Annotated in this window: 14 protein-coding genes and 1 tRNA gene; 5 read left to right on the forward strand and 10 right to left on the reverse strand. The window is 46.5% G+C overall.

Going from position 1 to position 11,975, the window contains the following annotated elements; genetic code table 11:
* The first annotated feature begins 2 nt into the window (after nucleotides 1–2).
* From NF347_RS10505 to NF347_RS10520, 4 genes are read left to right on the forward strand one after another with little or no spacing between them, the layout of a single operon-like run.
* Nucleotides 3–443, forward strand: a complete 441-nt coding sequence (locus NF347_RS10505; protein ID WP_107036799.1) for a hypothetical protein — start codon at nucleotides 3–5, stop codon at nucleotides 441–443.
* 26 nt (nucleotides 444–469) lie between these two features.
* A complete protein-coding gene (locus NF347_RS10510) occupies nucleotides 470–901 on the forward strand; it encodes a hypothetical protein (protein WP_107036798.1) in 432 nt (143 codons plus the stop codon).
* Nucleotides 902–909: 8 nt separating this feature from the next.
* Nucleotides 910–1,518, forward strand: a complete 609-nt coding sequence (locus NF347_RS10515) for a hypothetical protein (protein WP_107036797.1) — start codon at nucleotides 910–912, stop codon at nucleotides 1,516–1,518.
* 46 nt (nucleotides 1,519–1,564) lie between these two features.
* Nucleotides 1,565–2,530 carry a hypothetical protein gene (locus tag NF347_RS10520; protein WP_306254224.1) on the forward strand — a complete coding sequence of 322 codons (966 nt, stop codon included), beginning with the start codon at nucleotides 1,565–1,567 and terminating at the stop codon, nucleotides 2,528–2,530.
* A 51-nt stretch (nucleotides 2,531–2,581) separates the two neighbouring features.
* Here NF347_RS10520 and NF347_RS10525 read toward each other — a convergent pair whose 3' ends face one another.
* The 10 genes from NF347_RS10525 to NF347_RS10570 all read right to left on the reverse strand — a co-directional run bounded on the left by NF347_RS10525 (nucleotide 2,582) and on the right by NF347_RS10570 (nucleotide 10,270).
* Nucleotides 2,582–3,616 (reverse strand): hypothetical protein, encoded by a 1,035-nt coding sequence (locus tag NF347_RS10525; protein WP_107036795.1) that lies wholly within the window; start codon nucleotides 3,614–3,616, stop codon nucleotides 2,582–2,584.
* A 2-nt stretch (nucleotides 3,617–3,618) separates the two neighbouring features.
* On the reverse strand, nucleotides 3,619–4,080 hold the full coding sequence (locus NF347_RS10530) for a hypothetical protein (protein WP_133165517.1): 462 nt from the start codon (nucleotides 4,078–4,080) through the stop codon (nucleotides 3,619–3,621).
* A 57-nt stretch (nucleotides 4,081–4,137) separates the two neighbouring features.
* Nucleotides 4,138–4,632 (reverse strand): relaxase/mobilization nuclease domain-containing protein, encoded by a 495-nt coding sequence (locus NF347_RS10535; RefSeq protein WP_107681756.1) that lies wholly within the window; start codon nucleotides 4,630–4,632, stop codon nucleotides 4,138–4,140.
* Nucleotides 4,629–4,979 (reverse strand): plasmid mobilization protein, encoded by a 351-nt coding sequence (locus tag NF347_RS10540; RefSeq protein WP_107036793.1) that lies wholly within the window; start codon nucleotides 4,977–4,979, stop codon nucleotides 4,629–4,631. The genes NF347_RS10535 and NF347_RS10540 overlap by 4 nt, the downstream gene beginning before the upstream one ends.
* Before the next feature lie 218 nt (nucleotides 4,980–5,197).
* Entirely contained in the window at nucleotides 5,198–5,596 is a 399-nt protein-coding gene (locus NF347_RS10545; protein ID WP_161553868.1) for a DUF3408 domain-containing protein, read from the reverse strand.
* 104 nt (nucleotides 5,597–5,700) lie between these two features.
* On the reverse strand, nucleotides 5,701–6,783 hold the full coding sequence (locus NF347_RS10550; RefSeq protein ID WP_107036791.1) for a DUF6371 domain-containing protein: 1,083 nt from the start codon (nucleotides 6,781–6,783) through the stop codon (nucleotides 5,701–5,703).
* Nucleotides 6,784–6,873: 90 nt separating this feature from the next.
* Nucleotides 6,874–8,247, reverse strand: a complete 1,374-nt coding sequence (locus NF347_RS10555) for a DUF3987 domain-containing protein (protein ID WP_107036790.1) — start codon at nucleotides 8,245–8,247, stop codon at nucleotides 6,874–6,876.
* The gene (locus NF347_RS10560) at nucleotides 8,228–8,560 is read right to left on the reverse strand and encodes a helix-turn-helix domain-containing protein (protein ID WP_161553802.1); all 333 of its coding nucleotides are present in this window, start codon (nucleotides 8,558–8,560) and stop codon (nucleotides 8,228–8,230) included. Before NF347_RS10560 ends, NF347_RS10555 begins: the two co-directional genes overlap by 20 nt.
* Nucleotides 8,561–8,940: 380 nt before the next feature.
* On the reverse strand, nucleotides 8,941–9,945 hold the full coding sequence (locus tag NF347_RS10565) for a DUF6043 family protein (protein WP_133166447.1): 1,005 nt from the start codon (nucleotides 9,943–9,945) through the stop codon (nucleotides 8,941–8,943).
* Between the two features lie 251 nt (nucleotides 9,946–10,196).
* Nucleotides 10,197–10,270 (reverse strand) — tRNA-Ile (locus tag NF347_RS10570).
* A 657-nt stretch (nucleotides 10,271–10,927) separates the two neighbouring features.
* On the opposite strand from NF347_RS10570, the gene rlmN reads away from it, so the two are divergent.
* Nucleotides 10,928–11,953, forward strand: coding sequence for a 23S rRNA (adenine(2503)-C(2))-methyltransferase RlmN (rlmN, locus tag NF347_RS10575; protein ID WP_107036695.1), 1,026 nt, complete (start codon nucleotides 10,928–10,930; stop codon nucleotides 11,951–11,953).
* The last annotated feature ends 22 nt before the right edge of the window (nucleotides 11,954–11,975 follow it).

Here is an 11,975-nt window from a genome sequence, read left to right on the forward strand (position 1 = left end):
TAATGAACCAAATTAAATTCCTGATTGTCGCTCTGATAGCGATACTCGCATTCGCCTCATGCAGTGAGGACGAACCTGCAAGAATGTTGTGGGAAGTATCCGGCAAACCGGCAGGAAATGTGGAGACATCTATTCATTATGATTATAATTCTCCAGTATGGATAACTGTCGGAGGCTATGCCGCTGAAGTTATTTTGAAATGCTCCAATTATTCCGAACTGTCGATATATGGTCAAAAGAATGAAGACGGGGAATACGTTGACTCTGATTGTCGGTTTTCAGCAAAAGTTATAGATCCAACAACCGTAAGAATATCATTTGACTATATGGAAGATGTGGATTTTGCAGAAAAATCATGCTATCTACAAATAGATGGAATCAATGGTAAAGATACGCGTACAACAATGGTAACTATTACGCGTAAACATCTCAATTATAAATAACAAATTTCAATCAGATAAAAGACCACATGATTACAAAATTAAAACTAATGATGATGGTGTGTTTTGCCATCATTGTGTTCGCCTCATGCAGCGAGGACGAACCCGCAAAAATGCTGTGGGAAGTTACGGCTACCCCGGCAGAGAGTGTTAAGGCGGCCTTCGACCCAAGTTTCTACCACCAGATTCAGATTACTTCTGATGGAGAAGGCGGTGAAGTGACGCTCAAATGCACCAACTACAAATCACTTAATCTGGTTGGTGCCACCAAAAACGAGAACGGGGAATATTTCGATGCTGATTGCAAATTCACGGCAAAAATCACGGATCCTGGAGTTGTCAAGATAATCCTCGACAAAATGCCCGATGGTTTCAAAGAAGCGAAAACAATCCTTCAAATCTACGGAACTGAGGGGAAGGACTCTAATACAACGACTGTTGATATTACACGTAAACCATAAATGGAATAATGAAAAGAGGAATTACCTTATTAGCCTTTCTTTTAGTCATGGTTGGATCTGTCTTCGGACAGACCGACCATGGCTATAATCTATACGGTCAATTTTTAGGTACCTCAACAGGCATTGGAGTGGGGCTTGACAGCCGTTTTAAGGCAGGTGGAATACTTGGCTATTCATTGGGGCTTGCTTTTACTGACATTTCTTGGAGTAGAGATGATGGGCTGGATGGGTGTTATGCCAGCTATGATGCGGAAAGCCGGGGAATAAGTATTCCTTTCGAGATCAATGCAATTTTGGGTAAACGTGCCAGCAAATTTGAAATAGGATTTGGCATGACAACATATCTGGTCAATAGAGACGAGCTGCATTATAAAACTATCTTCTTCCCTTCAGAAGAAGATGGAGTATTGGATTTTGAAAGGTACTCAACCCGTAAAAAAATTTTCCGACCTAACATTATTGGTACAATCAATATCGGATACCGACTTCAACGTAAATCCGGATTCTTCATGAAAGTTGGATTATCCTTACTTATTGGAGACCTGAAATGTTCACCTATTGACGGTGTAGTTGCTTTACCGAATATTTGTCTTGGATATACAATCCCTCATTTTTAGTGCATTATAACATGAGATGAATTGCATGAGAAAAATTAGTAAGATCTTGACTGCAGTGACTTATATTATTGCTTGTTTCCTGATTGGTGGATGCAATTATGATGAACCCACACCGGGTAATGATTCCAATCCGGATTCTGATAAAACATGTGCCTTAGCATGGGATACGATTGTTTGCAATCAGTTATCGGTAAACGAGCTTTTCATCGGTTCTAAATTCCTCGGCGTTCAGAACTGGAATTGCAACGGCAATCCTCCAGGCATATATCCGGCAGCAGTTTTTCCAGAAGAAGCCTTTGCAACCACGTTTGATCAGGAGGTTTCCGGTAATAAAAAACCGATTGTCGTATATACCAACTTCAGTGACCCTTTTATTTCGACTATAGAGAATCCTTCCGGAGTAAATTATAGCCGGTTTATGAAGAGTATGCTCAGGTCTGAGGAATATAAATTGAACTCTGAACCCCAGCTGAATTTATATAGATGTGCCAAAATGAATAATCTTGATAGTCTTATCAGAATCTTCCCGGATAATCCATCTTTTGCTGAGACATTTGAAAGTATAGTAAAGCAAAAGATGGATATTGATAAAATCAAGAGCTGGACTATCGGAGAAATCATATTCAAAGGATTTACAGTTACGATGGATATACCCGAAAAAGGCATTTTTACAAATGAGATACCATCTGAAAAGGGATTGGTGTATGTCAGGAGCATTACTTATGGATCCACGGCATATTTTGTTATTGGCAGCGATTTGACATATCCTGAAGTCAGGGCCATTATATCTAAACCATCTATGATTGGAACTGAAAAACAAAATCTGAAAAATACACATGTAGTTCTCCTTACCAATTCAGGCATTGACCAAAACGCGGAACTTCATACTGAATCCGATGCCTTGTATGATTATTTCAGACATCCCTATATCGAAGGGAACTATGGCTATCCCATATACTGCACAGGATGCTCCATTAAAGACAATTCTTATATTCACATCTCTGTAAAATAAAAATCTCCACCGAAGAATTTATAATGAAATGCTCGGTGGAGAATTCTTAAATTAATATTCGTAACCTTCAGGGAGAGAAGGCTTGGCATCATCGGGGATGTGAGGGTTGGCTCTCATTTGCTTGATTGCTTCTATCTCACCGGGAGTGTAGCGAGTCGGACTTTTGTGAGGCATCGGTATTTCATCCGGTTTTGATTCAGATTGTGCCGGGTCTACTTCCTGCGGAGATTCTTCTTTCTTTTTGGATTGCCAATCATCATGAGGATAGAAGAAGTTGAATTCAGGTCCAGTTGACTCTCTCGTAACGATGAGATCTTTCCAACCATCTTTTTCAGCCTCATCTGTGCCTAACATATCCTTTTCTATCCTGTCAATAAACTTACTGTCATTGCTGATTGCTCGTTGGGCGCGGTATAGCCATTCAATGTTTGTGAGTTCCCGGTTCTCGACTTTGACAGAATGTATCCAATAACCCAAACCGAAAATGATGTCCACAAGACCAATGATGACAAAGGATAGAATCTTGATTTTCTTATCTCGCTTCGCCAACTTTTCCTTCAGGTCTTCATCAGTTCGCAATCCATTTATCTGATAGTAAATGTCAGCTGCATCCTTGACGCTGATGCCATCATACTGCTTTCTTCCATTATAGTAGGACTCCGTATGTCCTTTCTCTATGATGGGAGTCAGATTTGAAGTGACTTTTGACACGAATACCTCGCTTGCCTTTTTAACAATCTCATCGGTCTTGTCCTCCGGCTTCGGCATTGCCTCAACTGCCTTTTTGAGATCTGCCATGCCTTGGACGACAAGAGCCATTGAGCCGTTCATAGTCTGGATTATTCCGGTGAGTGTGGCGACATCCTCGCTTTTGGCGAGATTATCAGGAATTTTAATCTCCGTAATTTCCATTGGCTCGGGGGTGGCAGGAAGCATAACGGGAGCCGATATTTTCGTTGCCACATTTGCCATCTCATTCTTAATCTCCGTCAGTGCGTCCTCCAGCCGTTTCATTTGGCGGCGGAGCAATTCCATATCCATGTCCCCGCACTGTGGAACAAGTGAGATGTTATCTTTCTTTGCCATAATCAGGATAATCTGGGTTTGTTGTTACGTTTTCTTCTTCTCTTCAGCAGTTGGTTGGCTGCGGCCTGCTCGTTCTCGTCAAGGTGACCGTTTCCAAGTTGGAACGCACCGCCAACCATATTGCATATAGACTCGCCAATATCAGCGGTCACTTCCGCAGCCTTTTCCAGAGTCTCCATTGTGGATTTTGCCAACGAGAATACTGCCGACTGATCGACACTGGCTTGATGTGGCTGAGTCTGCCTCGGCTGTGACTGTCGGCTATGTGACTGCGAATTGAAAAGGCTGTCGAGATTTCTGAATTTGAACTGCTCTCCGACATCAGAACCTTTCACCTTGTAGTCGCCAAGTTGGAAGGAAACGCCCTGCATCTCGGTAGTGCCACGGCGGTATTTCGGAATGATTGAGATGTTCTTTTTAGCCAACTCACGCGCAAAACTATTCCAGTCGCGGGCATTTTTCAATGCTTCCGTGGCGGCGATTCTTATCTCCGCTTTTGCTCTTTCGATGCCGTGCAGTTTCTACAAATCGGGATTCTCCTGCTTGGGCAGAGCGAGTCCATACTTCCGCGTCAATGCCTCGCAGACCTTCTTATTCTTGTAGCGGTTGCGTCCGCACTCCATACGCTTGCCGTTGTTGCCTACCATGTTGAACACGATATGGCAGTGCGGTTTGTCGGTTTCGTAATGGCGGACAATAAGCCATTGGGTCTTGTCAAGTCCCATCATCCTGATGTAATCTCTCGCTATCTGAAGCATCTTTTTATCAGATAATTTCGGTCTGTCCTCGGCGGCGAAAGACAATGTTATGTGTCCGGCAGGATTGCTTATTCGATGATTCAGCATAGACTGAGATTCAAAACTTGCGATTATCTGACGGCGTTTCGTCCCCACCAGACCATCGCTTCCGAGTATCTTCCAAGTGTCGGGAGTGAATATTCTTTTGTCGTGTTTCTCGCGGGTGACATAGTCAACCTTTGAACCGAACGACCCGGATTTCAAAATTTTTCCTATCATCTTTGTGTCCGTTTTTTGAGATTTATGAGGATGTCGGCCACCATGTCAAGGCAGAAATTAGCCTTGTCTTCAATAGCGGTCAATCCCTCGGTATTGCCTGTATGGGCGATTTGATTGAGATTGGGTCCGAGTTTTTTCAACTCGTGGATAAGGGCTTTTTCCTCGTCAGAGAGGAATGCGATGATGACATCCTCCAAAGCCCGGATGCGGACATATTCAGCCTTGTTCATACCTGCCTTTGCCGAGAGAATATCAACGCGGTCATACTCGCCGTCATTGAAACTTATCTTGACATACCTGTCTCTTTTTGCCGAGCCGAGGCGCGGTCTTCCATTCGATTTATCCATGTTGTAAATCATTGTAATCGGTGTAACCATTATACTGGAATATGCGACCATCGGGAGGCAGGCAATCAACCGTCAGGCGGTCGGATTGCCCCCTTTTGAGGAACTCAAAAGGTATCTTGCCCACTACTACTGAATCAGGCTGCGCAGCATACCTCCGTTTCCATCCCTGACGGGACTCTGTGCCTCCCGATTAGTCGCTTATTTCCGGCTGTCAATTCTCAGAGTTTGCGCCATGCCTCGAGGTCGTCGCCGAACAGGTCGAGATGCTCGCAGATGATGCGCTCGGCATAGCTGCCTACGTTGGCACCACGGTCGCCGAGGATTCTGGCGTAACGTTCAAGTCGCTCCCATGTGGCATCGCTGATGTTGAGCGAATGTCGCTTGACAATCTTCACCGGGATGAGATATGTTTCCTTGTATTCGCCGAACTCCAGCTTACGCTGTTTTATGCCCACACGCTGTTGTTTAGGTTGTGTGGGTGCAGTCTGTTCATCGTTGAACAGATTGGCGGTGTTGTCGGGAGTGTTGCGGTCGTTGCTGTTAACAGCAACATCAGAGTTGTCGATGTTGACAGGCATAGCTGGGTCAACGGGATTGGGAGTAGTATCAGATTTCATAATATCATCAGATTTGGGAGTTATACAATCGGTAGATGTTTTGCCAGTCTTGGGTGTTGACATGGCGGTGGAGGGAGAGGGTGTTGACTGAGATTTCTTGTTAGTCATTTTTTCTCGTTTATACGGTTTGACAATGGAGTTTCGGTTGTCGGGTTATATCGTTCAACCGATACTAATTCGAGTTGCAGGTCATCTATGAATTTCTGCAACATCGGATACTTTCTAATCATACTTTGCAGCACGGCTTGGTCTGGCTCGATTTGCAGTAGATAATCGGCAATATCATATCCGGCTGACTTGTCAGTATCATCGGCAACATCATTCATAAAGTTGAAGATGGTGGCTTCGATACCGAGCGACTTCATCAATGGTAGTTTCTGCCCCCACTGCTCTGTCGCGCCCAAATCGGGATAGAGGATAACCTGCCGTCCACGGAGAACCCGGAGTGCATCGGCATTGAGACATCCGTTCTTGCCTCCGGTGGCGAGCCATACATATTCGGGCAGATACCAGCTCGCTATCAGTGCCGTCTTCTCGCTCTCGACCAATGCAACAGGCTTGCCACGGTTCATCGGCAACAGATGTTCACCGAAAAAACATTGACGGAGATTGTAGTCCGGCAACTTCATCAGCGAGTGGGCCCACGACACATGGTTAAATGGCTCCTTGACACGCTTGCCGCTCCCGGCATCGTAGAGCATCACTTTCCCGGTGCGGACACGTCCGTTGATGTCGGTCTGCCAGAACACACAAGCCCCCGGCCAGTGCTTCGATGTGCCAACGCAATACTCTCTCATCAGTCTCTCCGCATCATCGGACCCGAACTTCGATTTGAGGAACAGAAAGAGATTGTTACGGTCATATCCGTGCAGAGTCTGTGCAACAGTCTCTGCCTCTATGAAAGAGGCTGGCTTGGGTGTCTCGGCCGGCGTGGCTCTGCTGGCTGACGGAGCTGACCAATCGGAGTGCTGAGGCTTGTCCTGCGGATTGCGCTCAAAATATTCCTTTGGCGTGAGGTGATAGCCACAACTCTGCTCATGGTCGCACCTGCCAACATCATCAGGGAACGAGACTTGTTTCTCGGTGTCGATGTATCGTGAGAAACAGCGTTTCTTGTGACAGGCAGGGCAAGTGTGGCGGCTTCCAACACCACGGTAGGGTTGGAGGATAAATCGGTGTTCGCTCATAATCCCATCAAAATTTTGGTTGCATTATCCGCATTATTTGCATTATGGTGGGTGGAAAATGCGGAAAGTGCAGAAAATGCAGGGTTATAATCATAATTTCGCATAGACTCCGTGACGTACCTTCTGGAAATGGATGCCGGTGAACCGCTTTACAAAATCCTTGAAAGTCCGCTCTGCCATAGAATTGGCTATCGCAATTTCAACGCCTTGTTCGGTTGTGAACTCCTCCGGCAGTGCGGCTATGACAGCCCGTTGCAGTTCTGACAGCGATAAATCCTTGATTATGCCCTGCACTCTTGTGGCGGTAGCCTTGAAATAATCCACAAGACTTATGGCATTCTCTACCGAAATAAGGTCTATCTCATTTTTGTCAGCCTCGCCGCAAGCCCAACGTGCCATCTGGATTATCAGACATAAGCGTATGGCATGAAAATCGAATTTGCTGAATACACCTTTCAGCGCGTCATTTTCCTCCCGGTTACAGTCCTCGGTATTCTCCCGTTGCCATTGGTAGAGCCTTGCCTTTGCCTCCGGCGAGAAGCCGAGAATTGTAGGGATAACCTTGCCGTCTTCATCAGTTTTGTATGGCATATCCACAAGTTTGCCGATAATCTCAGCCCATGAAACCTCAATGTCGAATGACGGTTCTTTGTCGCTCCACGCCTGTTTATCCTGATTGTTGGCGATGACGAATAGAAGGCGGTCGATGAAGCCGTTTGAGCTGCGGCTGCCCTGGGCAAGTTCGTTGAGAATACCGTTCTGGATTGTGCCGACAACCGATACGAATGGTCTGCCGATATACACGGAGTCTTTCGCACCCTTTCGGTCTGAGAATATCGGGTTGGCGTTGTAGAGTTTCAACCAATATTCCTCGTCAGAGCCTTTGTTGTATCGGTTGAAGTTCTTGAACCATCCCGCCAACTCGTCATTCCACATGCAGATGCCACGCAGATTGTGGGAGTGAATAAGCATCATGGCCTCCGGAGTTGCGTCAGAAATCAGGAAGCGTTTGTTAACAGGCATTACCGGATGCGTAACAGTCCTTTCTTTCATCGGCAACTCGCACTGGCGGTTATATTCGGCAAGTTCTTTCTGAAAGGCACTGTTGTTTACGCCGTCAATATCTGAGAACGGACGGATGGCGAAGTTCAGCGGATGTGATTTGCACGCTCCGGGTCTGCCGACAAGAGCCAGAAACAGAATGGCACTCTCATCCCATTTCCCTTTCAGCCGGGCAAAATGGGTGTTACCGATGCCAAGACCGAGAGCAACAAGCATAGCCCCGGCGAGATAATCCACCGGATAACCGTAGCAATCATTCGCCTCGCGCACAATCCGCTGAATCTTCATCGGCATGGCACCGAGAGGAAAATCACCGCCACGCATACTGACACTCATATCCAGCGCCTTGCCGAGAATAAGCATCGGGTCGATGCCTTTGGAGTTAGATGTGTTCTTTTCCATACTTTTCCAGAATTGTGTTTACGGCAGATGTCTTGTAATAGACTTTGCCTCCAAGTAGAGTTGCTTCCAAATATTGGCTCTTGCGCCAGTTTCGGAGTGTGTTTGCACATATTCCAAGAATTCTCATTACCTCCTTGCGGGGAATGAGCGGATCCTTGTCTGCCGAAAGCATAGCCGGCAGAACCTCCTCCTTAAATTTTTCGATAGCACGTTCAGCAGTGTGCTCGACCACTTCAAGGAGGTGACCCAGAGGGAGCGTGATTGAAAGTCCGGTCAGCTCCTCCGGTGTGAATTTTGAAAAATCAAGATTCATTGTTAAAATTCCTCGCGTCATCTGGATTAATCAATGGACACCGACAACATGAAATGCCCAAGGGTCGCATCGCTATGAATTGGCTTCTCTCTGTCAGCTTTTATTGCATGAGGTGACCGGTCTTTACCTCAGCAATGATTGGGGACTTTCGCCTCGTCGTTGCGATTTGACGGTGCAAAGAAAACACATGATTTATGTTTCTCCAAATTTACAACACTGATACACAGTGGTTTATATTCGTATTGATTCGTAACGAAGTAAAACGAAGAATTTTTCTTTTCAGCGACCCTCAAAATTGCGCTGAAGGAGGTGCGAATATGAAAAACGGGAGCCACCCGACATCACTGTCAGATGGCTCCCGTCAATAATATTTTTATATGTCAGCAGGAGTATGCGTAATCCTGCACTCCCAATTTCTCAACAAGGTCATTGTAGGCGAACATGTATTCCGGTCTCTCAAATGTCATACAGGGAACTTCCACTCCGCTTTTCTTTGTGATTGTGGTAGGCGTAAGAAGCATTTTCAAATTATCCTGTATGCCTCTATGTCCGGGGATGCGGATGTTGGGCTTTTTCTCGTAACGCTGTTCAAGAGCCGCATGAAATTCGACAACGGAGGTATTTGTAAGGGAACGGCTCTTTTCAAGGACAAGATAAAGGAGAGCCAAATCCTTTCCACTTTGTTTGATATTGATATGCTCATCAATAGACCCCAATAGATATTCATCACTGTTGGGCAACAGTTCTTTCAGGCTACGGCGTTTCTTTTCTTTGCCGGGAATAGGGTTCTTTTCCGAAGTAGTCTTCATTTCAACCTTTGTCTCTGTCGGTATTGATTTGAATTTGGCAACAACTCCGGCAGTAACAACCGGAGTGATACCCATATCTTCCATCTCAGACACGAACTTCACCCAATCTTCCTCTTTACGAGCGCCAATAGTCAGGCTGCGGTTGATGATGGTTTTTATATTGAACGAAACAAGTCGGCGGAGAAGAAAATTTAGTTTACCATCCTGAATCAGCTCCTCGCCGTATTCAACCATACACTCGAAACTGCGGCCGAAAAACAGCCAACTCAACATTGCCGGAACAATGCAGTCAGGCATCTGAGCCCTGAAGTGCAGGGCAAGTTGGTCTTTAAGTCCTCCATCGGTAAGAATCTTTTCCAGATCTTCAATGCCTTCCGAGCGGTCATTCTTCAGGTAGAGCAGAAGTGCCTTCTCATATTTCGGAACAAGCATAATGGCAGTCTTGAAAACTTGGTCGAAACCGATACCTCTGCGGTCGTGCATAAGGTCGGTAAAATTGCAATACTCCTCCTGATGATTCTCATACCAGTGGCGGAGGGCATCACGGGTAAATTTGTTCTTTTCCTCTTTAGTCATATAGTGGGCATGGGTGAGTGAATGAGCCAAAATAAGCATCGACATTCAAAACGCTCACTACACAGCGATTGTTCGTCACCAATCAAATTATACCCATTTTTGAGGCAGCATCAATTATTTTCAGAATTTTTAAGGAATTTTTTTTGTCCACTGCGTGGCCAAAAATCAGTTTGGTGGACAAATTGTGGACAAAACTTATAAAATAAAATCTCCAATCATTTGATTTTCAAATGATTGGAGATTTTAAGAGGTGGTCCCACTTGGGCTTGAACCAAGGACTCCCTGATTATGAGTCAGGTGCTCTAACCAACTGAGCTATGGGACCGGCAATGGGATTGCATATTCCCCGATTGCGACTGCAAAGTTAAATGTTTCTTTTGAGATGTGCAAGCTTTTTGAGATTTTTTGCAATGTGATTTTCGCGATGCAGTATTCCGCAGTCTTCGCGATGCAGTATTCCGCAGTCTTCACGATGCAGTATTCGTGTGATCTTCTCTTGGCGACTATCGCGTTGTATTTTCGATGTGTTTGCCGAATATTTCATTCGTGTTTCATATTCTGCCGGCGATAACAGATATGAAAAGTGCGCTACTTCGCAGTAACGCACCTCCCTCATAACCAAAATTCAAGTATATATAACGTTGTCTAACAATCTCAACAAACAAAATGACCCCGAGGGCTCTGCCTGAAAGCAAAACGATCGGGGGGGGTAACAGCCGGATTTTTCAATCGCGTTGTGCCGTAAATATCTTTATGTGGGGTGTTGCGGGTGATCTAAGATATAATAGCGCTGTGTTTTCTCTTTCTGATGTCAGGCTCTGCAAAGATAATGACAAAATCGCAGATTTAAGCAACCAATCATTGCAATTTTTTACATAGCGAGGCTGTTTTACCCCATTTGTCAACATTTTTATTTGTTTTAGCGTCATTTTAACACTTTTCGCCGCGCGTCGATGAATGATTTTTTGCTTATCTTCGCGGCATGGAATATCTGTCACCTCTCATCGGCATGAATCTCGCCGAGCTGGAATCCGTGGCCGCAGGCTGCGGAATGCCGCGATATGCCGCACGCCAGATGGCCGACTGGCTGTATCAGAAACGGGTCGCAAAGATCGACGACATGACCAATCTTTCAAAGCGTGCGCGCGCTACACTTGCGGAAGTCTACTGCACCGGGCGAGAGGAGCCTCTGAAGCGGGTGTCGTCGGCCGACGGGACTGTGAAATATCTGTTCCGGGGAGCGAGCGACCGCGATGTGGAGGCTGTGATGATCCCCGACCACGACCGCTGTACGCTATGTGTGAGCTCGCAGGCCGGATGCCGCATGAACTGCGCCTTCTGCATGACCGGCCGACAGGGTTTTCACGGCAATCTGTCGGCAGCTCAGATAATTAACCAGATATTGTCGGTCGAAGAGTCGGAAAGTCTGACCAACGTGGTGTTCATGGGGATGGGCGAACCGACGGACAATCTCGATGCTGTGGTGCGCGCTATCGAGATACTCACCGCCACGTGGGGGCTGGCTTGGAGCCCGAAACGCATCACGGTGTCGACCGTCGGACGTCCCGATGGCATACGCCGGCTGCTTGATATGACCAAAGTGCATCTGGCGCTTAGCGTCCATTCCCCTTTCGGGAGCGAGCGCGCCGACATGATGCCTGTGGAAAGAGCTTATCCGGTGGCGGAGGTGATCGAACTGCTGCGCGGACATGACTTTGCCCATCAGCGACGGCTGTCGGTGGAATACACCATGATGAAAGGGAAGAACGATGACATCCGGCATGCCGACGCGCTTGCAAGGCTGCTTCGTGGCACTGACGCCCGTGTGAACCTGATCCGATTCCACCCTGTGCCAGGCTACGACGAAAAAGCACCGGAGGCCGGTGTCATGACCGCATTCCGCGATCGTCTGAACGCACTCGGCATAACCGCTACCATACGGGCGTCGAGAGGCGAGGATATCGATGCCGCATGCGGCATGCTCGCCGGCAAAGAGAAGAAAGGCTGACACACAGCCCCGTCAATAAATA

This window comes from Paramuribaculum intestinale (assembly GCF_030759015.1).
In the GTDB taxonomy this organism is placed as follows: Bacteria; Bacteroidota; Bacteroidia; order Bacteroidales; family Muribaculaceae; genus Paramuribaculum; species Paramuribaculum intestinale.